General features: G+C 73.0%; 16 protein-coding genes. 7 read left to right on the forward strand and 9 right to left on the reverse strand.

What is annotated here, in order from left to right; all coding sequences use genetic code 11:
• On the forward strand, positions 1-177 hold a 177-nt coding region (locus tag AB0937_RS23950; RefSeq protein WP_366714255.1), incomplete at its 5' end, for an ALF repeat-containing protein.
• 66 nt (positions 178-243) lie between these two features.
• Here AB0937_RS23950 and purH read toward each other — a convergent pair.
• Together purH and purN are read right to left on the reverse strand one after the other, a co-directional pair.
• A complete protein-coding gene (gene purH / locus AB0937_RS23955) occupies positions 244-1806 on the reverse strand; it encodes a bifunctional phosphoribosylaminoimidazolecarboxamide formyltransferase/IMP cyclohydrolase (RefSeq protein ID WP_366714218.1) in 1563 nt (520 codons plus the stop codon).
• The gene (gene purN, locus AB0937_RS23960; RefSeq protein ID WP_366714219.1) at positions 1803-2441 is read right to left on the reverse strand and encodes a phosphoribosylglycinamide formyltransferase; all 639 of its coding nucleotides are present in this window, start codon (positions 2439-2441) and stop codon (positions 1803-1805) included. Before purN ends, purH begins: the two co-directional genes overlap by 4 nt.
• A gap of 306 nt (positions 2442-2747) precedes the next feature.
• Between purN and AB0937_RS23965 the strand changes: the two genes are divergently transcribed.
• Positions 2748-3554 carry a hypothetical protein gene (locus AB0937_RS23965; protein ID WP_366714220.1) on the forward strand — a complete coding sequence of 269 codons (807 nt, stop codon included), beginning with the start codon at positions 2748-2750 and terminating at the stop codon, positions 3552-3554.
• 22 nt (positions 3555-3576) lie between these two features.
• Here AB0937_RS23965 and AB0937_RS23970 read toward each other — a convergent pair whose 3' ends face one another.
• Positions 3577-5673, reverse strand: a complete 2097-nt coding sequence (locus AB0937_RS23970) for a DUF6350 family protein (RefSeq protein WP_366714221.1) — start codon at positions 5671-5673, stop codon at positions 3577-3579.
• Positions 5674-5770: 97 nt separating this feature from the next.
• Between AB0937_RS23970 and AB0937_RS23975 the strand changes: the two genes are divergently transcribed.
• Entirely contained in the window at positions 5771-7039 is a 1269-nt protein-coding gene (locus AB0937_RS23975) for a helix-turn-helix domain-containing protein (RefSeq protein WP_366714222.1), read from the forward strand.
• A gap of 294 nt (positions 7040-7333) precedes the next feature.
• Here AB0937_RS23975 and sucD read toward each other — a convergent pair whose 3' ends face one another.
• The 5 genes from sucD to AB0937_RS24000 all read right to left on the reverse strand — a co-directional run bounded on the left by sucD (position 7334) and on the right by AB0937_RS24000 (position 16218).
• A complete protein-coding gene (gene sucD / locus AB0937_RS23980; protein ID WP_062928672.1) occupies positions 7334-8218 on the reverse strand; it encodes a succinate--CoA ligase subunit alpha in 885 nt (294 codons plus the stop codon).
• A gap of 21 nt (positions 8219-8239) precedes the next feature.
• Positions 8240-9418, reverse strand: a complete 1179-nt coding sequence (gene sucC, locus AB0937_RS23985) for an ADP-forming succinate--CoA ligase subunit beta (RefSeq protein ID WP_366714223.1) — start codon at positions 9416-9418, stop codon at positions 8240-8242.
• A gap of 1759 nt (positions 9419-11177) precedes the next feature.
• A complete protein-coding gene (locus AB0937_RS23990; protein ID WP_366714224.1) occupies positions 11178-12344 on the reverse strand; it encodes a VWA domain-containing protein in 1167 nt (388 codons plus the stop codon).
• Between the two features lie 139 nt (positions 12345-12483).
• Entirely contained in the window at positions 12484-14934 is a 2451-nt protein-coding gene (locus AB0937_RS23995; RefSeq protein WP_366714225.1) for a DUF5682 family protein, read from the reverse strand.
• A 153-nt stretch (positions 14935-15087) separates the two neighbouring features.
• Complete coding sequence (locus AB0937_RS24000) at positions 15088-16218, reverse strand: AAA family ATPase (RefSeq protein ID WP_366714226.1); 1131 nt, start codon at positions 16216-16218, stop codon at positions 15088-15090.
• Between the two features lie 145 nt (positions 16219-16363).
• Here AB0937_RS24000 and AB0937_RS24005 point away from each other — a divergent pair, with 145 nt between their 5' ends.
• Positions 16364-17719 carry an SWIM zinc finger family protein gene (locus tag AB0937_RS24005; RefSeq protein ID WP_366714227.1) on the forward strand — a complete coding sequence of 452 codons (1356 nt, stop codon included), beginning with the start codon at positions 16364-16366 and terminating at the stop codon, positions 17717-17719.
• A gap of 188 nt (positions 17720-17907) precedes the next feature.
• Entirely contained in the window at positions 17908-19665 is a 1758-nt protein-coding gene (locus AB0937_RS24010; protein WP_366714228.1) for a DUF5691 domain-containing protein, read from the forward strand.
• 284 nt (positions 19666-19949) lie between these two features.
• Here AB0937_RS24010 and AB0937_RS24015 read toward each other — a convergent pair whose 3' ends face one another.
• A complete protein-coding gene (locus AB0937_RS24015) occupies positions 19950-20366 on the reverse strand; it encodes a cobalamin B12-binding domain-containing protein (RefSeq protein ID WP_366714229.1) in 417 nt (138 codons plus the stop codon).
• Between the two features lie 583 nt (positions 20367-20949).
• Between AB0937_RS24015 and AB0937_RS24020 the strand changes: the two genes are divergently transcribed.
• Together AB0937_RS24020 and AB0937_RS24025 are read left to right on the forward strand one after the other, a co-directional pair.
• Complete coding sequence (locus AB0937_RS24020) at positions 20950-21813, forward strand: alpha/beta fold hydrolase (RefSeq protein ID WP_366714230.1); 864 nt, start codon at positions 20950-20952, stop codon at positions 21811-21813.
• A gap of 219 nt (positions 21814-22032) precedes the next feature.
• The gene (locus AB0937_RS24025; protein WP_366714231.1) at positions 22033-23574 is read left to right on the forward strand and encodes a M23 family metallopeptidase; all 1542 of its coding nucleotides are present in this window, start codon (positions 22033-22035) and stop codon (positions 23572-23574) included.
• Positions 23575-23628: the final 54 nt, after the last annotated feature.

The following is a 23628-nucleotide window of genomic DNA, read 5'->3' on the forward strand; positions in this document are numbered from 1 at the left end:
CTCGAAACCGGCTACCGCCTCGCCCAGGCCGAAGACGACCGCGTCGCCGTCGCCCGCATCCTGGCCGACCCGACCATCAGCGCGGCGCTGCGCGCGGCCGCCGAGGACGTCATCGACGGCACTCCGGAGGAACTGCGGTACTTCCTGGAGACCGGGCGGTACGAGGTCGACGCCTGACATGGTCGACGCCTGACATGGCGGAGCGGGCCGGCGGGGTTCCGCCGGCCCGCTCCGCCATCGGGCTCAGTGGAAGAAGTGCCGCGTCCCCGTGAAGTACATCGTGACGCCGGCCTTCTGCGCGGCCTCCACGACCAGCTCGTCGCGGACGGAACCGCCAGGCTGGACCACGGCCTTCACTCCGGCGGCGGTGAGGATCTCCAGGCCGTCAGGGAAGGGGAAGAACGCGTCCGACGCGGCGTACGCGCCCGCGGCGCGCTCGGCACCGGCCCGCTCGACGGCCAGCTTCGCGGAGTCCACCCGGTTGACCTGCCCCATGCCGACGCCGACCGAGGCGCCGTCCTTGGCGAGCAGGATCGCGTTGGACTTCACCGCGCGGCAGGCCTTCCAGGCGAACGCCAGCTCGGCCAGCTCGTCGGCGCTCAGTGCCTCGCCGGTCGCCAGGGTCCAGTTGGCCGGGTCGTCGCCGTCGGCCTGAAGGCGGTCGGTGACCTGGAGCAGCGCACCGCCGTCGATCGGCTTGACCTCGACCGGGGCGGCGGGCCCGTCGGCGCAGCGCAGCACGCGGATGTTCTTCTTCTTGGTGAGGGCCTCCAGGGCCCCGTCCTCGTAGCCGGGCGCGACGATGACCTCGGTGAAGATCTCCGCGACCTGCTCCGCCATCTCCTTGCTGACCGGGCGGTTGACGGCGATCACGCCGCCGAACGCCGACAGCGGGTCGCAGGCGTGCGCCTTGCGGTGTGCCTCGGCGACGTCCGCGCCGATCGCGATGCCGCAGGGGTTGGCGTGCTTGATGATCGCGACGCAGGGCTCGATGTGGTCGTACGCGGCACGGCGGGCGGCGTCCGTGTCCGTGTAGTTGTTGTACGACATCTCCTTGCCGTGCAGCTGCTCGGCCTGGGCGAGGCCGCCGGTGCCGGACACGTAGAGGGCGGCGGGCTGGTGCGGGTTCTCGCCGTAGCGCAGGGTGTGCTCGCGCTCCCAGGTGGCGCCGAGGAAGTCGGGGAACTGAGACTCGTCGACCGGCGCGTAGGAGGAGGCGAACCAGGAGGCGACGGCCACGTCGTAGGCGGCCGTGTGCTGGAAGGCCTCGGCGGCGAGCCGCTTGCGGGTGGCGAGGTCGAAGCCGCCGCCCTGGACGGCCTTGAGCACGTCGGCGTAGCGGGCCGGGCTGGTGACGACCGCGACCGAGGGGTGGTTCTTGGCGGCGGCGCGGACCATCGAGGGGCCGCCGATGTCGATCTGCTCGACGCACTCGTCGGGCGAGGCGCCGGAGGCGACGGTCTCGCGGAACGGGTAGAGGTTCACGACGACGAGGTCGAACGGTTCGACACCCAGCTCGGCGAGCTGCTCGCGGTGGCTGTCCAGGCGCAGGTCGGCGAGGATGCCCGCGTGCACGCGCGGGTGCAGCGTCTTCACGCGGCCGTCCAGGCACTCGGGGAAGCCGGTGAGCTCCTCGACCTTGGTGACGGGGACGCCGGCAGCGGCGATCTTCGCGGCGGTCGAGCCGGTGGAGACGAGCTCGACCCCGGCCTCGTGGAGCCCGCGGGCGAGGTCCTCGAGCCCGGTCTTGTCGTAGACGCTGACGAGCGCCCGGCGAAGGGGCCGCTTGTTGCTCTCGGCGGTCACTGGATAACTACCTTTCGTCCCTCAATGCGATAGCCGTTGCGGGCGAGGCGCCCCACGACCTCGACGAGCAGCCTTCGCTCGACTTCCTTGATGCGCTCGTGCAGAGCGCCTTCGTCGTCCTCGTCCCGGATCTCCACCACGCCCTGCGCGATGATCGGCCCGGTGTCTACGCCGTCGTCGACGAAGTGGACGGTGCAGCCGGTGACCTTGGCGCCGTACGCGAGCGCGTCCCGCACACCGTGGGCTCCCGGGAAACTGGGCAGCAGGGCGGGGTGGGTGTTGACGAACCGCCCCCCGAACCGTGCGAGGAACTCCTTGCCGACGATCTTCATGAACCCGGCGGAGACGACGAGGTCGGGCTCGTGCGCGGCGACGGCCTCGGCGAGGGCGGCGTCCCACTCCTCGCGGCTGCCGTGGTCCTTGACCTTGCACACGAAGGTCGGCAGCCCCGCACGCTCGGCACGCGCCAGCCCCTCGATGCCCTCGCGGTCCGCGCCGACGGCCACGATCTCGGCCCCGTACTCCTGCGCGCCGACGGCGGCGATCCCGTCGAGCAGTGCCTGGAGGTTGGTGCCGGATCCGGAGACCAGCACGACGAGGCGCTTGGCGCGCGGGGCCACGGGCTTGGCGGCCACGGTGGAGGCCTTTCTCGGGGGAGCGTCTGTCCAGGGCGGCCGGCACCCGGCGCTTTGTGCATTCATACGAATGCTTTGCGTCCCCGGATACGGGGAAGCCTACGAACCGGCCGGCCGTCAGCAACGATACCGGCACACCGGACGGCCCCCACGGGACGGGGGCTGGGCCGGAAGGTAGCGTCTGGACGGAGCCGGTTCGGGAACGACGTCCGGACGTGGTGCGTTTCAGGAGGTGACGGACCCTGGTCCGACGCCGTTCCGTTCTGTCCACCCATTCCTCCTCACCAACGGGAAGACGCTCACTTGATGCCGGACCGCAGCCTGCGACTCCTCACGTTCCCCCAGCTGTCGATGCAGGGAGGGGAGCGCGGCGCCGTGCTGCTGCGGGAGCGCCCCGGTTCGCCGCCCGACGCCCCCTCGGGCAGCGACGGCGAGGAGCGCAAGGGCCGCGGCTCCCAGGAGGACAACCCTTTCGCCCCGCCGCCCGAGGGCACGCCGGACCGGCCCTGGCAGCCGCGGCGCCCGTCGGGTGACGACTCCCGGGGCCCGCATGACGGCCAGGACGATGGCGGGCGTGACCAGTCGCCCTGGGGCAGCCAGTGGAGCGACCAGCAGCCCGGCCGCTCCTCCGGCGGTTTCGGTGAGCGTCCCCGCAGCGGGCCCGAAGGCCAGGGCGGCGGCCCCCAGGGCGGCGGTCCCACGATGCGCTGGGACCCCACGGACCCCGCACAGCGCCGGGCGCGCTACGCCCTGCTGTCGGGCATGTGGGCCTTCTTCTTCGCCCTGTTCAGCTGGCCGTACGTGGCGCTGCTGCTCGGCGCGCTGGCCCTCTACTGGGCCATCAGCGCGCTGCGCGCGGGGCCGCGCCGGACGGACCCGGACTCCCCCGCCCCGGAGCAGCAGGGCGGCGGCCGCCCCCAGACGACGGCGGCGGTGACCGGCCTGGTCACGGCGTCCCTGGCGATCGCCCTGGTCGCCGCAACCTTCACGGCGCAGCTGGTCTACCGCGACTACTACACATGCACCGACGACGCCCTCACCAACGAGGCGAAGCAGTCCTGCTCCAAGCTGCTGCCGGAGGAGCTCCGGGGGCTGCTGGGCACGGAGGGCTGAGGCTTCAGGGGCTCGTGGCGCTTCAGGGGGTCTCGGGCGCTTCAGGCTCTCCGGTGCGAAGGGACGGGTCGGCCGGGTTCGGGTCCCGGTTCGGGTTCGGGTGCCGGTTCGGATTCGGGTGCCGGTTCGGGTCCGGGGCCGGGTTCGGGTGCCGGTTCAGGTTCGGGGCCGGGTTCGAGTCCCGGTTCGGGTTCGGGGCCGGGTTCGGGTCCCGGTTCAGGTTCGGGTTCGGGGCCGGGTTCGGGTCCCGGTTCAGGTTCGGGTTCGGGGCCGGGTTCGGGTCCCGGTTCGGGTTCAGGTTCGGCTCGAAGGGCAGGAAGTCGTAGAGCCCGAAGTCCGTCTCCGGGGCCCATGTGCGGCCCCGGCTGCGGTCCCGGCCCGAGCCCGTCTTCCGGCCTCGGCCCCAGCTCCTGTCGGGGGCCCACTCGTGACCTCGACTCCGATCCCGGTCCGGGCCCTCCTCCCGGCTTCCGCCCAGGTCCCGGCCCGGGTCCCAATCCTGGCCTCGGTCGGTGCTCCAGGCGGCTCCGTCGTCCGCGGCCTCCGCCTCCGCCTCCCACAGAGCTCCGGCATCCGTGCGGTCCCGGAGACCGCCGGAGTCCGCGACGCCGGGCTCGGCCCCCGTTCCGCCGGCCACCCCCGCGATCCCGGCCACCCCGGTGCGTGTGAACCAGCCCCGGCCGGTCCGCCAGGTCCGTCCCTGCCCTCGGGGTCCCGGGGTGGCTTCCTTGCGCTGTTCGCCGATCCTCGGCTCCTCCGCCCGGGGCGTCCGCCGCCAGGCCCATGCTCCCAGCGCCGTCGGGATCGCCGGCAGGCCCAGCCAGGCCAGCGTCGCGGCGCCGACCTGCCACCACACCGGGCCGAAGCGGGACAGCACGGCAGAGCCGAGGGGGCCGCCCGACAGTGCGGCCAGCCCCGCGAGCACGGCCGCGCCCAGGAGCGACGCCAGGGCGGTGGCACGGACGGTGCGGCCGGCCGACCAGATCACGGCCCGGTCACCCCCCGGTCCCGTCCCGCCGCGATCCACGGAGGCCGCCCCCTTGACCACCGTCCAGCCCACGACCACCCCGGCGACCAACGGCACCACCCCGGCCGCCCAGTGCACCGGCGTCCCCTCCCCCGCCTCCGGCACCGCCGCCAGCAGCGGGAACGGCGGCAGGAGCGGGGCCGGCGCCGAGGACAGCGGGCCCACCACGTGGCCCGCACCGAGCGCGAAGCCCGGCCCGAGAGCGTAAGCGGCGCCCCACACCGCCGCGTTCGGGACCAGCGCCACGCACAGCAGCAGCACGGTGAACCGCCCCGACCATCCCTCGGTCAGCCCGAGCCATGCCGCCCGGGTCGCCGCGCCGTGCCCCACCAGCGACACCGCCACCAGCAACGCCCCACCCCCGAGGAGCACCGTCACCCCGGCGGCCGCGGCCCGCGCGGCGACGCCCGGTCGCCCGTCCGGGCCGAGCACCAGCGGGCGTACTCCCTTCGGCAGCACACCCAGCAGCCGCCGCAGCGGACGGCCCGGACGGCCGTACGCGGACCACACGCCCGCCCCCGCCGCCACGACGGCGACGAGGGGAACGCACACCCCGGCCCACACCCACGACGGCCGCAGCACACCGCCCGCGGCATAGAGGGCGGCGGACGTGGCGACGGCGAGGTAGCCGACGACGACGCCCGTCCACGCGGTGCGGGCGGGGACCAGGGGCGGGCTCGCGGCCGTCCCGGGGTCCTCCTCGCAACCGTCGTCGTCCCCGCCCCCTCCGCCCTCCGTGGCGTCCCGCGCCGTGCGGTGCAGCAGCCACACCGGCAGCGCCAGCAGCAGCAGGGGCGGCAGGCCGAGGGGGGCGGGGACGCCGGAGAGCGTGTCGGTACGGACCAGCTCGGCACCGTGGGCCAGCAGCCACAGCGCCGCCGCCACATGCATGGCCCCGCCGGGCCCGCTGTCCGGGTACGGCGAGCTGATCCACAGCAGTGTCACGAGCACGGCGAACGACGCCAGTCCGAGGCCCGCCGCGAAAGCGCCCCCCAGGAAGCAACCGACCAGTCCGGGCGAACGGTCGCGCATCCGGGTGAGCAGGGGTGACGGCGAACGTCGGCGAGCGGTCATCTCGTTCACGACCGCCATGCTCCCAACGACACACGCTTTACCGGCGTAACAGGCGAACCCTCGCTGTGTCGCCCAAAATATTTTTTATGTACTTTTTCGGACGGAGGCGTGCCCTGTGACGCAGAGCCCTGCCCGCCCGCTCCCCGCCCCCAAGGAACGCCGACGCCTGCGCGAGGCCGCCTCGCTGACACGGGCTCAGCTGGCCTCCCGGGTGGGCGTCACCAGCGAGACCCTGCGCGGGTGGGAGACCGGCCGCTCCACACCGCGCGGCCGCAAGGGCGAGAAGTACGTGAAACTGCTCCATTCGCTGGGCGACGAGACGGAGATGTCTTCCCCTCAGGAGCGTGCCGCCGACTCCGACGACGACCCTGAGCCGGCACCCACGACGGCGTCCGCACAGCGGTCCGCACGGGCCCGGCGCACGACCGCGGCCACCGACCGGAAACGGCTCGCCGCGAAGGACCGGGGGCGGGGCCCCGTCACCGTCGCCGACCGGAGCCGCACCCCCGTCCCGCACGGACACCGCGTCATCCTCACCGAACGCCCGCGCATGGCGACGCCGCGCCGACCGGACGACGCCGTCGCCGCGCTGACCCCCGATCAGGCCTTCGACGCGCTCTACGCCTTCTGCGCCCCCGCGCTGGTCCGGCAGACCTATCTGCTGACCGGGCGCCGCGAGCTGGCCCGGGAGTCGGTGGAGCGGGCCTTCCAGATCGCCTGGCAACGCTGGCCCGAGGTGGCCCGCGACCGCGACCCGGCGGGCTGGGTGCGCGCGGTGGCGTACGAGTGCGCGCTCTCCCCCTGGCACCGGCTCCGTCCGCGCTACCGGCACCCCGAGCCGCCACCGTCCGACGCGTTCGACCGGGCACTGCTGGACACACTGCTGCAGCTCCCGCCGTCCTGCCGCCGCACACTCGTGCTCTACGACGGGGTCGGGCTCGGCCTGCCGGAGACGGCGGCGGAGACGGAGGCGAGCACCCGCGCGGCCGTGAACCGGCTGGCGCACGCGCGCGAGGCGCTGGCGGAGCGGCTGCCGGAGCTCGCGGACCCGGAGACGCTGCACTGGCGGCTGGTCGAGCTGGCCTCCACCGACCGGCTGCGGGCCGCCAAACCACCGGTGGTACGCCAGAGGGGGGAACGCCGGGCCCGCTTCTGGACCCGGGCCGCCATCGCCTTCACGGTGGCCCTGATCGGCACGACGGCCCTCACCGTCCACACGGCGCCCACCCGCTACGAGCCACCGGTGCCCGCGGGAGAGACGGTGCAGGGCGTACCGCCACCGGTCGCGCCCGGACCGCTGTCGGAGTCGGAGCGGGAACTGCGCGCGAAGCTGCGCAAGGAGGAGCAGAAGGGGCCGGACAGGCTGCTCCCGCAACCGCGTTGACCGGCTGCGGGCGAGCGGCTGGAGGGCCCCTGTGCGGGGAGCCGGCCGGCACACGGCGCTGGCCCGCCCCTGTAGAGGGAAGAACCGGCAAACGCCGATGGGCCCGCCCCCCTGTGCGGGGAGCGGGCCCATCGATGAGCTCAGAGGCTCAGCCCTACGGCTGGTTCAGCACGTCGGGTGACTCAGCACGTCGAGTGACTCCGCACGTGACTCAGCACGACGGGGCCTCAGCACGACGGGTGACTCAGTACGACGAGTGACTCAGCACGACGGCCAGTGCAGCGCGTCGGCTGTTCAGCCCGCGAGGATGGCGCGCGCCAGCTTGGCCGTCTCGGTCGGGGTCTTGCCGACCTTGACGCCCGCGGCCTCGAGGGCCTCCTTCTTCGCGGCGGCCGTGCCGGAGGAGCCGGAGACGATGGCGCCGGCGTGGCCCATGGTCTTGCCCTCGGGAGCGGTGAAGCCCGCGACGTAGCCGACGACCGGCTTCTTCACGTTCTCCTTGATGAAGGCCGCGGCCCGCTCCTCGGCGTCGCCGCCGATCTCACCGATCATGACGATCAGGTCGGTGTCGGGGTCGGCCTCGAACGCGGCCAGGGCGTCGATGTGGGTGGTGCCGATGACGGGGTCGCCACCGATGCCCACGGCCGACGAGAAGCCGATGTCGCGCAGCTCGTACATCATCTGGTACGTCAGCGTGCCCGACTTCGACACCAGGCCGATACGGCCCGGCTTGGTGATGTCGCCCGGGATGATGCCGGCGTTGGACTGGCCCGGGGTGATGAGACCGGGGCAGTTCGGGCCGATGATCCGGGTCTTGTTGCCCTTGGACACGGCGTAGGCGTAGAACGCGGCCGAGTCGTGGACGGCGATGCCCTCGGTGATGACGACCGCGAGCGGGATCTCGGCGTCGATGGCCTCGACGACGGCGGCCTTGGCGAAGGCCGGCGGGACGAAGAGGACGGACACGTTGGCGCCCGTCTTCTCGATCGCCTCGGCGACCGTGCCGAAGACCGGGATGTCGTTGCCGTCGATGTCGACGGAGGTGCCCGCCTTGCGCGGGTTCACGCCACCGACGATGTTCGTGCCGTCGGCCAGCATGAGCTTGGTGTGCTTCATGCCCGTGGCACCGGTCATGCCCTGGACGATGACCTTGCTGTCCTTGTTGAGGAAGATAGCCATGGCTGTTTAGTCCCTCGTCCCTTACTTCGCAGCCGCGAGCTCGGCGGCCTTGTCGGCCGCGCCGTCCATGGTGTCCACGCGCTGGACCAGCGGGTGGTTGGCGTCGGAGAGGATCTTGCGACCCAGCTCGGCGTTGTTGCCGTCGAGGCGGACGACGAGGGGCTTGGTGACTTCCTCGCCCCGGTCCGCGAGCAGCTGCAGCGCCTGGACGATGCCGTTGGCGACCTCGTCACAGGCGGTGATGCCACCGAAGACGTTGACGAACACGGACTTGACGTCCGGGTCGCCGAGGATGATCTCCAGGCCGTTCGCCATGACGGCGGCGGAGGCGCCACCACCGATGTCGAGGAAGTTGGCGGGCTTCACGCCGCCGTGCGCCTCACCGGCGTACGCGACGACGTCCAGAGTGCTCATGACGAGACCCGCGCCGTTGCCGATGATGCCGACCTCGCCGTCGAGCTTGACGTAGTTGAGGTTCTTCTCCTTGGCGGCGGCCTCAAGCGGGTTGGCCGCGGCCTTGTCCTGGAGTGCCTCGTGCTCCGGCTGGCGGAACTCGGCGTTCTCGTCCAGGGAGACCTTGCCGTCCAGGGCGATGACGTCACCGGAGGCGACCTTGGCCAGCGGGTTGACCTCGACCAGGAGGGCGTCCTCCTTGATGAAGGTGTCCCACAGCTTGACCAGGACGTTAACGACCTTGTCCGCGACCTCGGCCGGGAACTTGGCGGCCGCGACGATCTCGCGGGCCTTGGCCTCGGTCACGCCCTCGTTGGCGTCGATCGGCGTCTTGGCGACGGCCTCCGGACGGGTGGCCGCCACCTCCTCGATCTCCATGCCGCCCTCGACGGAGGCGATGGAGAGGAAGGTGCGGTTGGCACGGTCCAGGAGGAAGGAGACGTAGTACTCCTCCACGATCTCCGGGGCCGTCTCGGCGATCATCACCTTGTGGACCGTGTGGCCCTTGATGTCCATGCCGAGGATGTTGGTCGCGTGCTCGACCGCCTCGTCGGCGGTGCCGGCGAGCTTCACGCCGCCCGCCTTGCCACGGCCGCCGACCTTCACCTGGGCCTTGACGACGGACTTGCCACCGAGGCGCTCGGTGGCTGCGCGGGCCGCCTCAGGCGTGTCGATGACTTCACCGGCCAGCACCGGTACATCGTGCTTGGCGAAGAGGTCCCTCGCCTGGTACTCGAACAGGTCCACGCGCTTCCGTCCCTATCAGTGATCTCGCGGTTCGTTGTCTGCGTGGGCGTGCCGCGAGGGCAACGTGACGTCCGCTGTCTGTCACAAGGGAGGCGCACACGGTGTCCGAGCGCGCGGCATGTCCGTCTCGCAGGTTATCGCTGCTTCCGGGAGGCCCCTAAATCGAGGGTCACACCTGAGCGGTGATACCTGTCACATGATGCCGCCCTCTCTGGCACGGCGTGCCGGGTGTGAGGAGCGGGCGACGGGTGGGTGAGGGGCCTCACCGGGCTGGGGTTGACCCGGTGAGGCCCGCCGGACACCCCCGAAGGAGGGCAAGGCCCTGTTCAGGGCCCCGCTCCCGGGGGCGCGGGCCGGGTGGTTCCCACCCCGATGGGGACCACCCGGCCCATCCACGAGGGTTTCGGCCGCGGACCGCCGACGGCTTTCGGCCGTCCGGACGTGATGCCTCGTGAAGCAGGGGGAGGGAGGGGGCGCCGTGGACACCCCCGGGGCCGGCCGACGAGACGCTCCACCCCCGCGGACGGGCTCACGGCGGTGCGCCTCGGCGCGGCCGGTCCGCGCTAAGCGGGGAAGAGCGAGATGTCCCGGTGGGCGTCTGAGGCGCCGGTCGCGTCCGTACGGGCCACGACACCGGGCACGAGCCCGAGCGGCGCCTGGAGGCTCACCGTGAGGGCGCGTGCGTCACCATGCCGCGACGAGCCGCCCTCCCTCACGAACCGGTTGCCGGACTCACCGTCCGGTTGCCCTCCGGACGGGTGCTCGGCAGGGGCAGGCCCGGTGGGGGTGGGCGGTTCTTCGGGATGGCTGGGGTGGCTGGGCCGTCTGGGCCGGCTGCTGTGACTGAGGCGGCTGGTGTCGCTTGTGTGAATGACGTGGCTGGTGCGGTGGTCTGCGCGTCTGAGGGGGTGCGCGGGGGTGTCGGGACCGGCCGGGCTCGCAGTGGTGGGGGGTGGCCCGCCGCCGTGAGCCGCCGCGTCCGCCGCCGGCACCGTCGTCGTGTCCGGCTGCGGATCGGAGGCGTCCGGGGCGGGGAGCGGGTGGCTGGGCAGTTCCAGGTGCGGCAACCACGCGGGCGGCTGCGGCGGCGCCGGCAACCGGGGGGATGACGGCGCCGTCGGCACCTTCAGCCGCGTGCGAGCCGGCCCCTCACCCACCCGCTCCCCCACACCATCGGCAGCCCGAAAGGTCCGGTCCCCCGCAGCCCGATGGAGCCGTTCCTCCGCAGCCCGATGGAGCCGTTCCTCCGCGGGCCCAGCGCCGTGCACACCGCTGTCGACCTGCACGGCCCGGCCTCCCGGCAGCGCCCCCACGCCGCTCTCGGCATGAGCACGCTCACCCCAGAGCAGTCCGACCGCCAGCAACCCGCCCACCAGCAAAGCCAGTTGGACGGCACGTCGTCCGGCCGCTGTGCGCGTCATGCGCAACGCGGCATCAGACAGGGCTGCTGACCAGGTCAAGAGGGGAAAGCTTCCTCCCGTGCGACGGAAGCGGCACCACCCGGCCGGCACACGCGCGGTCAGGCAGGCGCCGATCCTCGCACGGGAGTGCGCGGGTCGCGCAAGCCCTTGCTAGCCATGGATCGTCATGTCCGTCACCGATGGGTCGTCATGTCCGTTTTCACTGCCGCACGTCGGACGACGATGCGGTGACACGTCGTCATCTGCTGCCCGTGTCCGCCCCCTTCGTTTCCGCCCCCTTCGTTTCCGCCCCCTTCGTATCCGCCCCCTTCGTATCCGCCCCCTCGCATCCATGCCCCTCAGGCCGCGTCCGGTATCGGCAGCGGCCGCTTCTCGATCGCCGCCGCCATCACCTCCGGGAACAGATCGGGCGTACACGCGAACGCCGGTGCCCCCAGCGCCGCGAGCGCGGCGGCGTGTTCCCGGTCGTACGCGGGTGCCCCCTCGTCCGAGAGCGCCAGCAGCGTCACGAACTGCACGCCCGACGCCTTCATCGCGGAGACCCGCTTGAGCATCTCGTTGCGGATGCCGCCTTCATAGAGGTCGCTGATCAGCACGACGACCGTCTCCGCGGGCCGGGTGATCTGCGACTGGCAGTACGCGAGCGCCCGGTTGATGTCCGTGCCACCGCCGAGTTGCGTGCCGAACAGCACGTCGACCGGGTCGTCCAGCTGGTCCGTGAGGTCGACGACCGCCGTGTCGAAGACGACGAGTCGCGTGGAGATCGTCCGCATCGAGGCGAGGACCGCCCCGAACACCGATGCGTACACCACCGATGCAGCCATGGATCCCGACTGGTCGATACAGAGCATGACCTCCTTCTTCGTGGACCGGGTCGCCCGCCCGAAGCCGATGAGCCGCTCCGGCACGATCGTCCGGTACTCGGGCAGGTAGTGCTTGAGGTTGGCCGCGATGGTGCGGTTCCAGTCGATGTCGTGGTGGCGGGGCCGGCTGATCCGGGCGCTGCGGTCGAGCGCACCCGTGAGAGTGGCCCGGGTGCGGGTGGCGATCCGCTTCTCCAGGTCCTCGACGACCTTGCGCACGACGGCCCGGGCCGTCTCCTTCGTCGTCTCCGGCATCGCCTTGTTCAGTGACAGCAGCGTGCCGACGAGGTGCACGTCGGCCTCCACCGCCTCCAGCATCTCCGGCTCCAGCAGCAGAGTGGCGAGACCGAGCCGGTCGATGGCGTCGCGCTGCATGACCTGCACGACGGAGGACGGGAAGTAGGTCCGGATGTCCCCGAGCCAGCACGCCACCGACGGCGCCGACGCCCCGAGTCCCGCCGAACGGTCCCGGCCCCCCTGTGACCTGCCGTCCTTCTTGCCGTAGAGCGCGGTGAGCGCCCCGTCCATCGCGGCGTCCCGGCCCGACAGCGCGCAGCCGGTACCGTCCGCCGCATCGCCCCCGAGCACGAGCCGCCACCGCCGCAACCGCTCCTGCGCCGGGTCGGTCGATCCGGACGTCATCCCCGTCCTCCCTGGTGCGGCCGTTCCCACAGCGGGATCACCGGCACGGTCGTCGTGGACCGTCTTTCCGCCCGGAGCCCGCCCGTCCGGGCGTCTGCCGCTTCCTGAGCCGTCGTTCGCTCCCTCAGTGCCACGGTCGTCATCCCGTCACCCCCGCCAGATGGTTGTCCGTGTTCTCGTCCTCTTCGTCCAGCCCGAGCAGCAGCCGCACGACCGGCAGCACGGCGTCCGCGCGCGCCGTGTCGAGGTCCGCGGCGAAGCCGGGTGTGCCCGAGCCGGCGACGGTGGCGCGACCGTCGGCTCCCGGTCCGCGTCGGACCAGCTCGCCGAGGGTCCGGCGCACCCCTGGCTCGTACGCCGAGAACGTCCGCCGCAGCAGGGGCAGTACGTCCGTGAAGGCCTCGGCCGGCACCCCGGTCAGCCAGGCGTCGACCAGGCCGAGCAGCCGCTCGTCGTGCACCAGGAGCATCCCGCCGCCGGAGCCTCCGCCGACGAAGCCCTCGATCCAGGCGGCCGCGTCCGCCGGGGGTGTGCCCGGTGACAGGACGAGTCCCATCAGCACGGCCGCCTCGTCCTGGGCCAGTTCCCCGTCGTCGAGCAGGAGCCGCACGGCCCGCCCCCGGATCACCCCGGGCACGGTGTCCCGCCCGGACAGCACCCGAAGCACCGACTGCCAGCGGCTTCTCAGCCGGCCGTGTCCGGTGGCGGGGGTGTCGCCCAGGAGACCGACGGCTCCGTGTACCGCGTCCACATGGCGCCGCATCTCCTCGGCGGCGTCCGCGTCGAGCGCGGCGCAGGCCGGGGGAAGGCCGACGAACACCCGCTCGGCCAGTCCCGCGGCGACCTCCGCCAGGGCAGCGGTGTCCGTGCCGCGCACGTCGCCGTAGCGCAGTGAGCGGACCAGGGCCGGAAGCGCCTGGGCGAGGTGGCCGACGTCCGTGTCGAGGGCCGCCCGGTCGGCGAGGACCCGCATCACTGTCGGCAGTGTGTCAGGCAGTTCGGCCAGCAGGCAGCGCTCGGCGAGCGCGGTGACGTCGGCGAGGGCCTCCGCTGTGACGGCGTCCGCCTCGGCCTTCGCGGTCGCGGCGGACAGAACGCTCGTCCCCCACACCCCGGCCTCGGCGACCCGTACGGACAGCTCGGGCTCCCAGCGCAGTCGCCACGTCTCCCGGAACGTGCCGGTGCTGCCGCGCGAGGCGGCCGGTTCACCCCACGCGATGCCGAGCAGCCGCAGCCGGTGCAGCAGTCTGCTGCGGGCGGCGTCGTTGTCCCTGCGCAGGTCGAGCTCCAGCTCCCGCTCCAGCGCCTCCGGCTTCAGCCGCAGCCGGCGTTGCAGCCCGGTCAGGTCCCGTTGCAAGGGCACCGCCGGCGCCGACGAGGGCACCTCCCCCAGTACGTCCCCCACGACCAGCCGGTCCCGCACCAGCGCCAGCGGCACGTCCGAGCCCTCGCACATCACCGCCCGCACCGCGTCGGTCGTCTCGCTCAGGCCGGGCAGCGGACGGCCGCGCATCGCGGCGAGCGTCTCGGCCAGCCGCACCGCCTCGATGACGTGCGCGGAGGAGACGATCCGGTCCTCGGCGCGCAGCAGCCCCGCCACCTTGGTGAGCCACCGCTCCACCGGCCGGTCCGGGGCGCTGAACAAGTGCCCGTACCAGCCCGGCGAGTCGATACCCGCCCCGTACCCGCTCGTCCGGGACAGCCGGCGGTGGGTCCACGGCACCCAGGTCATGTCCGTCTTGACCCTGGGCAGCCCCTTCAGCAGCGCCTTGTCGGCGGCGACGGTCGTCTTCCGCCGCAGCGCGGGCACGTGCCAGGCTCCGCAGACGACGGCGACGCCGTCCTCGAACTCCCGCTGCGCGGCCCGCACCTGGAGCCGCATGTACGCCTCCCGCACCAGGTCTCGGTCGTGGCCCCCGCTGCCGTAGGTCTCCCGCAGGGCGCCCATCGCCTCCTCGAGCGCCGTGAACGGTGCGAGCGCGTCGCCGTCCCCCGCACCCCGGTGCTCCACGACGTCCTCCCACCACCGCTCCGGATCGTCGTAACCGGCGGCTTCGGCGAGTACTCCCAGGGGATCGATCCGCAGGTCCGCGGAGTCGGCCTCATCAGCAGGGCCGGTTGAGTCGGCGGGGTCCGCCGAGTCCGCGGGGCCGGCGCCGGTGTCCTCCGCTGCGGCCTCCCCGGCGTCGAGAGGTCGTTCACCCTCCGTCGCCGCCTCGTCCTCCTGCCGTCCCCAGGCCAGCGTGTGCGTGGCCGGCAGGTCGATGAAGCGGGCCGGGACGTCGTGCTCCAGGGCCCAGCGTAGGGCGACCCACTCCGGGGAGAACGCGGCCAGCGGCCAGAACGCCGAGCGGCCGGGTTCGTCCACGGCGTGGGCGAGCAGGGCGACCGGTGGTCGCATCTCCTCGTGGGCGGCGAGCGGGATCAGCGCGTCGGCCTCGGGCGGGCCCTCGATCAGCACGACCTCCGGCCGGACCTCCTCCAGAGCCGCCCGGACCGCCCGCGCGGACCCCGGCCCGTGATGCCGCACCCCGAGCAGCACCGGCCCAGACACCGCGCCCCGGCCCACGGCCCGCTCCACAACGGTCATTTCACGCTCCCTCCCGTCCCGCTCGCCCGCGGCCCTTGCCACATCGGTCACCTCATCCCCCTCGCGTCCCGCACGCCGCGTCCCCTCTCCCCCCGTCCCCGGCCGGCCGACGACCGCCGGCCCGACCACCCGGCCGCCCCCGCCCGGCGTCCCTCACCCGCTCACCTCGCGGCAGGCCCGGTAGAAGTCCTTCCAGCCGTCGCGCTCGCGGACCACCGTCTCCAGGTACTCCTGCCAGATGACCCGGTCCGCAGCCGGGTCGCGGACCACCGCGCCGAGGATGCCCGCGGCGACGTCGCCCGGGCGCAGCACTCCGTCGCCGAAGTGCGCGGCCAGGGCGAGTCCGTTGGTGACGACGGAGATCGCCTCGGCCGTGGACAGCGTGCCGCTGGGCGACTTCAGCTTCGTCCGGCCGTCGGCCGTGACACCGGCGCGCAACTCGCGGAAGACCGTGACGACCCGGCGGATCTCGGCGAGCCCGTCGGGCGCGGCCGGCAGGTCGAGGGAGCGGCCGATCTGGTCGACACGCCGGGAGACGATGTCGACCTCCGCCTCGGCGCTCTCCGGCAGCGGCAGCACCACCGTGTTGAACCGGCGGCGCAGGGCGCTGGACAGGTCGTTGACCCCGCGGTCGCGGTCGTTGGCCGTGGCGATGAGGTTGAAGCCGCGGACCGCCTGCACCTCCTGGCCCAGCTCCGGTATGGGCAGCGTCTTCTCCGACAGGATGGTGATGAGCGTGTCCTGCACGTCGGCGGGGATGCGCGTCAGCTCCTCGACGCGGGCCGTCATGCCCTCCGCCATGGCCCGCATGACCGGGCTGGGCACGAGGGCGTCGCGGCTCGGGCCGTGGGCGAGCAGCTGCGCGTAGTTCCAGCCGTAGCGGATGGCCTCCTCCGGGGTGCCGGCGGTGCCCTGCACCAGCAGTGTGGAGTCACCGCTGACGGCCGCGGCCAGGTGCTCGGACACCCACGTCTTCGCCGTGCCCGGCACACCGAGCAGCAGCAGGGCGCGGTCGGTGGCGAGCGTGGTGACGGCGACCTCGACGATGCGGCGCGGACCGACGTACTTGGGACTGATCACCGTGCCGTCCGGCAGCGTGCCGCCGAGCAGGTACGTCGCGACGGCCCACGGCGACAGCTTCCAGCGGGCCGGGCGCGGGCGGTCGTCCTGCGCGGCCAGCGCGGTGAGTTCATGGGCGAAGGCGTCCTCGGCGTGCGGTCGCAACGCTTGGGTCGATGCCGTCTCCCCCGCTTCGACGGACGTCGGCTCCACGGACACGGTCATGGCAAAGTCCCCCTCCAGCTCGGCCGGTTCGGATCTGGCACCAACGTTGCACCACACCACTGACAATCCGTTCCGACCTGCGAAAACGCCCTGCCGGAGCCGCTCGCGGACCCGATTGTCAGTGGCGGGATCTACCTTCGATGGCATGACTCAGCAGGGGGTGCGCTGGACGGCGGACCAGGTGCTGGCACTGGCACCTGACGCCGCATCACGCAAAGCGGGAAGCAAACTCGGCGCGGCCGGGCCGTGGTCCGAGGCGGGGAGTTCAGACGAAGGGGCGGTGTGGGGGCTGTGCAAGGGCAGCGGAAGCAAGCCGTATCAGACGGTCGTCGACCTCGCGGACGCCGCGGGCCCGGCCTACAAGTGCACGTGTCCGAGCCGCAAGTTCCCGTGCAAGCACGCGCTCGGGCTGTTGTTGCTCCGGGCCACCGACGACGCGGCGGTGCCGCCGGGGCAGGCCCCGGAATGGGCCGGAGAGTGGATGGCGGGGCGGCGCAGGCGCACCGCGGCGAAGGAGGCCGGCGACCGCCCCGCTACCGCGTCAGGGACCGCTGACCCGGAGGCCGCGCGGCGCCGGGCGGAGCGTCGTGCCGAGCGGGTGACGGCGGGCGCGGTGGAGCTGGAGCAGCGTCTGACCGATCTGCTGCGCGGCGGCCTGGCGACCGCGGAACAGTCGGGGTACGGCCTGTGGGAGGAGACGGCGGCCCGCATGGTCGACGCCCAGGCCCAGGGCCTGGCGGGCCGGGTGCGGGAGCTGGGGGCGATACCGTCCACGGGTCCGGGCTGGCCGGTGCGGCTGCTGGAGGAGTGCGCACTGCTGCATCTCCTCGGGCAGGGCTGGCTGCGCCGCGAGCGACTCCCGGACGGCCTGGCCGCCACGGTCCGCTCCCGCATGGGTCTGCCGGCCTCCGCCGACGGCCCGCCGCTGCGCGACCGCTGGCTGGTCCTCGCCCAGTACGACACGGCGGACGCACGCCTGACGACCCGCCGGATCTGGCTGCACGGCACCGACTCGCAGCGCACCGTGCTGCTCCTCTCCTACGGCGCCGCGGGTCGTGCCCCGGAGCTGGCGCTGCCGGTGGGGCTGGCCCTGGACGCCGAGGTGTCCGCCTACCCCGGCGCCGGGCAACCGCGGGTGGCCCTGGGCGAACAGTTCGCCCCGCCCGGGCCCGCGGCGATACGCCCTCCGGGGATGACGACGTCCCGGGCCGCGGCCCGTTACGGCGACGCCCTGCGCGACGACCCGTGGCTGGAGTCCGTCCCGGTGACGCTGGACCGGGTCGTTCCGGTACCGCACGGCGAGTCCTGTCAACTCGCGGACGCCGACGAGGACACGGCGTTGCCGCTCAGTCCCGTGGCGCGCTCCCGGCCCGGCCTGTGGCGGCTCGTCGCCCTCTCGGGCGGGGCCCCGGTCAGGGTCTTCGGCGAATGCGGCCACCAGGGCTTCACCCCGCTGACGGCCTGGCCGGAGGGCCCGGGTGACGCGGTCGCGCTCTGCTGATCCGGTGACGGCGCCTCAGCCCGCGACCCTCCGCCCGCCCCCACCCGTCCCAAGACCGTCCGCGCCCCACCCGTCCCAAGACCGTCCGCGCCCCACCCATCCCGATAACCACGCATCTTTCAGGCATCACGGGACAACCGGTGAAGGACGAGCCTTCAACCACCGGACGCCCCGCGGAAAGGAAGCTCATGACCAGGACCTCCGCTCCTGTGGACGCGCCCGGCGCGGACGCGTGGGAGGGGCTCGTCACCGCCGCGCTGCTCGGCACCGACCGGCGCACCCCGCCCGGCGCCGCGCCGGGCCCGGACGCACCCGCGGCCCTGCTGGACGCGGCGGCCGCTCAGACCGTGCGACGACGGGCCGGTCTGCGCCCCGCGCGCGCCGCCGAGCGGCCACAGCCGGCTCCGCGGGACACGCGTCCACCGCTGCCGCCGGCGGCCGCGCGCAGACTCGCGATGCTGCTGGCCGACCGCCCCGGCCCCTCCGGCGGAGGCCGGCGGGGCACCGCACCCGACCTGACGGAACTGCTGCCGCAGTGGCTCACGGCGGCGAACGCCCGCGGTTTCGCGCCTCCTCCGCACCTGCTTCCGGCGTTGCTGGACGCGGCCCGGGGGCGTACCGACCTGCGTCCGGCCGCCCTGGAGTTCGCGGGGCCCCGGGCCCTGTGGCTGGCGCGCCTCAACCCGGACTGGAGGTTCGCCCTGCGCGCGACCCCGGGCGGGAGCGCCGCACTGCCGCGGCCCGAGGACGACGACAGGGTCCAGCGGCTGTGGCAGGAGGGCCTGTTCGCCGAACGCGTCGCCCTGCTGTCCGCCCTGCGCTCCCGTGAACCGGCCGCCGCCCGCGACCTGCTCGCGACCACATGGGCGACGGAACGGGCCGAGGACCGGCTGATGTTCCTCGACTCACTGCGTGCGGGCCTGGGCCCGGACGACGAGCCGTTCCTGGAACAGGCCCTGGCCGACCGCAGTCGCAACGTCCGGGCGACGGCGGCGGAACTGCTGTCGGCCCTGCCGGGTTCGGCGCTCGCCGCGCGGATGGCGGCCAGGGCGGCGGCCTGTGTGGCCATCGACCACCTGCGATCGGCCCGGCCTCGAAAGCCCGGCACCGATGACGAGGGCCCCGGCGGGACCGCGGGGACCACAACGGCCGAGACAGCCACCGCAGCCAACTCCGCGGAGGCCACGGCGACCGTGGGGGCAACGGCAGCCGGCGAGGCCACCCCGACGATCGCCGTCGAGGCGCCGCACGAGTGCGATCCGGGCATGGAACGCGACGGCGTCGTGGCGAAGGCCCCCGCGGGGCGCGGTGAACGCTCCTGGTGGCTCGGCCAGTTGGTGGAGGCGGCACCGCTCGGGACGTGGTCGCGGCGGCTCGGCGGTCGCACACCCCGGGAGATCGTGGCGCTGCCGGTGGCGGACGACTGGCAGGGAGAACTGCACGCGGCGTGGTGCCGGGCGGCGGTGCGTCAGCGGGACTCCGAGTGGTCACGCGCGCTGCTCGGCGACCCGTCGGCACCGGAGGCGGGCGGTCCGGGAGCCGTGTCCCTGGCCGAGCGCGCCAAGCTGCTCGGCACGCTGGGCGCCGCCGAACGGGCCGAGTGGGTGGCCGGCTTCATCGGCACGCACGGCCTGTCCGAGGCCTTCCAGTTGCTCGGGGTGTGCGCGGTGCCCTGGGCCGCGCCGCTCGGCCGGGCGGTGGTGGACGCGCTCAACATCGCTCGGGACGCGGGGAGTTATCCATGGAGTTTCAGCGGCGTGATGGGTATGGCCGAGCGTTGCCTGGATCCGTCCGAGGCCTCACGGCTCGACGCCCTGCTGGCCGTACCCGACGAGCCGGAGAACGGGTCCCCGGGAGCCGGCGGCTACTGGGCGGAGGCCTTCCAGCGCCTGGTCACGACTCTGCGTCTGCGCGCGGCGATGGCGGAGGAGCTGGAAGCGGCCTGAATCCGGCCCGCGTCCGCGGCTCCGGACACGACGGCGAACCGGCCGACGGACACGACAGTGCGCCGGCCGACGACCACCACACGACACCCGTGGACGACCGCCACTCGACACCCGTCGACAACAACCACCCGGCGCCCGGCGACGGGCATCACGCAGCCTCCGGCGACAAGCTCCACACGACACCCGGCGAAGGGCACCACAAGGCCTTAGGCGACAAGCGCCACACGGCTTCGGACGTCGGCCCCCGCGACCGGCGACGCCCCCCGGGCCGGAGCCCCGGAGTCCTAAGCCTGCGCGGGCTGGCGCGCGTTCGTCCGGACCCAGTCCACGATCGACGCCGTCGTCGCGCCGGGCGTGAAGATCTCCGCGACGCCCTTCTCCTTGAGCAGGGGGATGTCCGCCTCGGGAATGATCCCGCCACCGAAGACCAGGATGTCCTCCGCGTCCCGCTCCCCGAGCAGGTCGATCACCGCCGCGAAGAGCGTGTTGTGCGCTCCGGAGAGGATGGACAGCCCGATCGCGTCGGCGTCCTCCTGGATCGCCGTGTCGACGATCTGCTCGGGAGTCTGGTGGAGGCCGGTGTAGATGACCTCCATACCGGCGTCGCGCAGGGCCCGCGCGATCACCTTGGCCCCGCGATCGTGGCCGTCGAGCCCCGGCTTGGCCACCACCACGCGGATCGGACCGGCTGCCACACCCATCACTGCCTCCATGAAGCGATTACATCCATCCGTACCGACAAGTACCGCACACATCGGGCAAGCCGTACACGCCGCACCGCACGGACACCCCGCCCCGAACCGGCCGGGCAAGTGAACGAACGTTATCTCCAGGATCCCGTAACCGGCAGTTTCGCGGTGGATACCGAGGGGGAAATCACACGATGGGACAAGCGCAAGGAGAGCCGCCACGAGACTGCCGTACCGCCGCACCACCCACACACCGCGGCGGCAGGGCACCTCGGCGAAGGCGAACAGGGCACACAGGGCACGCACCGCACGTACCGCACGCACCGCACACAGGGCACGCACCGCACACAGGGCACGCACCGCACGCAGGGCAGACACGGCGCACCGGCGGGGAGCCTCGTCACCCCACAGATCGGGGACCCCCGTCGCACCACCGGCGTCACACACGCCACACGCCGCGCTCCACCCCCGCAGCTCACGCGGTCCACGCGGTTCACGCCGCTCTCGCGGTCGTCGCCGCCCGTCTTCGCAGCTGCTTTCCACGAGGGCACACGGGGGCGGAGCCGTCCTGTCGCGTGCCGACAGGAGGTCGGCCATGAAGGTCACCAGGGCTGCACTGCCCTTTCTTCCGCTCTGTGAGCGTCTGCTGCCGGGCCGGCTCGCGGGGCTCTCCATGGCCCTCCTGAAGGCCACCGCCCTGGAGATCGCGATCCTGGCCGGGCATCTCCTCCTCTACCCGTCCGGCATCACCCAGGAGAGGCGCGTCCCCGCCCCGGCGCCGCCCGCGGACGGCGCCGCCCAACTGCCCGCGAAGGCCAAGCCACCGGTCCTCCTGCTGCACGGCTTCATCGACAACCGCTCGGTCTTCGTCCTGCTGCGCCGCAGTCTCGCGCAGCACGGCAGGCAGCGGATCGAGTCCCTCAACTACTCGCCGCTGACCCGCGACATACGCGCAGCCGCCGAACTCCTCGGACGGCGCGTCGAGGAGCTCTGCGAGCGGACGGGGGCCGAGCAGATCGACATCGTCGGGCACAGCCTGGGCGGCCTGATAGCGCGTTACTACGTGCAGTGCCTCGGCGGCGACAGGAATGTGCGGACCCTTGTCACGCTCGGCACGCCGCACTCGGGAACCCGAGTGGTGCCCTTCGCCGACGCGCACCCCATAGTGCGCCAGATGCGCCCCGGCTCACCGGTGCTCGAGGAGCTCGCGGCGCCCGCCCCTGACTGCCGTACGCACTTCGTCAGCTTCTGGAGCGACCTCGACCATGTGATGGATCCGCTGGAGACGGCCTGCATCGTCCATCCGGACCTGATGGCGCAGAACGTGCGGGTGACCGGCATCGGTCATCTCGCCCTGCCCGCGCACCCCGCCGTCGCCAACGGCGTACGGCAGGTCCTCGACACGGCACTCCCGGGTGAACCGTCCGCCGAACACAACGACGATCTGACAGTCGCCTGAGACTCGTCATACAGCGGACACTCGGCGGCACAGCAACGATCAATCTCGAACAAACTTCGAACACAGGGCCAAGCCCGTGCCCGCCGTCCGCCAAAACACGGCCGAATGCCCGTTTCCTGCGGGCGCGAAACCTGCCGAAGATTGTCGTGCCCGCGTACCGCCGGGTACAGTCGCCGCACTGCTCTGGCAGCCCCTGTTGTCGAGGCGAAAGAGAAGTTGGTGAACGACCGTCACCCGTCGGGGACCATGACCCCGGCTCCGGCTTCCGACGCCGCCTCCGCGCACTACGCGTCGTACAACACCCAGGAAGCCCAGTACGGCGACTTCACCACGTACGGCGACCACACCGCCACCGGATTTGACGCCACGGGTACCCACGGCGCCGGGTTCGACGCCACCGGGCACACCACCGCGAGCTTCGCGACCGACCCCCTCTTCGGCGACATGACGGGCGGCGGCCACGCCCCGGGGACGTACGACACCGGCCACTGGCCCACCGGAACGCACGAGAACGTGCACTACGACGCGTACGCGGCCCAGCACCACGCCGCCTACGACACCGGTGTGTACGACACGACGTCCTGGACGTCCGGGCAGCAGCCGATGTCGGCCATCCCGTCCCAGAGCCCGTCCCCCGACGCCACCGGGCAGTGGGAAGCCGGCGCCTGGCTCCAGCCCGACCAGTCCGGCAACCCGGCCGACCACACCCAGCAGTGGGAGTGGGGCACGCAGACCTTCGACACGGGCGCCTACGACGCGACGCAGTGGAACTCCGACGGCACCCCCGCCGCACCGGCTCCCGACGCGTACGAGCACCCTGCCGAAACCTTCGACCAGCACGAGACGGCGGCCTTCGACCAGGTCACGTACGACGAATCCGCCGAGGCCGGCCACCACGGCCCCGACGCGGACGGCGGCGAGCCGGCCGCCACCGGTGAACTGCCCGTCGTCGCGCCGCTCCTGGACGGCCAGGAGGACGTCGCCCCGGCCACGTCCTCGCGGGCGGCCGCGCGTGCCGGCTCCCGCTCCCGCCGCCGTACCCCTCCCAAGCGCTCGGCGCTGATGACCATCGCGGTGCCCTCGGCGTGCGTGATGGGGGTCGCCGGGATCGCCGCCGCCTCCGTCGGCAGCTTCGGTGGCGACAGTGCCGCGGAGGCCCATACGACCGCGGCGGACGCGCAGCCCGTCAAGCCGGCCGCCGCCAACAACAAGCTGGACACCCAGCTGCAGAGCCTCTCCGCCGGTGCCGACGACTTCGCCGACCGGGCCAGCCGCACGCAGGAACGCATCGACCTCAAGGCCCAGCAGGCGGCGGAGCGGAAGCGGGCGGCGGAGGAGGCGGCCCGCAAGGAGCGGCTGCGCCCCAAGTTCGCCCTGCCGGTCGCACGGCACGGACTCAGCGCCATCTACGGCCAGTCCGGCATCAACTGGATGTCGCTGCACACCGGCATCGACTTCCCCGTCTCGTACGGCACGACCGTGATGGCCGCGACCGACGGCACCGTGCGCACGCAGTGGAACAGCGCGTACGGCAACATGCTGATCCTCACCGCGAAGGACGGCACGGAGACGTGGTACTGCCACCTCTCCACGTACACGGTCGCCTCGGGTACGACCGTGAAGGCCGGCGATCCGATCGCGCGCTCCGGCAACTCCGGCAACTCCACCGGTCCGCATCTGCACTTCGAGGTGCGCCCGGCCGGCGGCTCGGCGATCGACCCCCTCCCGTGGCTGCGCAGCCACGGCATCGACCCGACGTAACGTCCCGGCAGCCGCGGACCTCGCCCGCCTCGAGTGATCTCCCGGCAGCCCCCA

Source organism: Streptomyces sp. NPDC047880, assembly GCF_040706515.1.
Classification (GTDB): Bacteria; Actinomycetota; Actinomycetes; order Streptomycetales; family Streptomycetaceae; genus Streptomyces.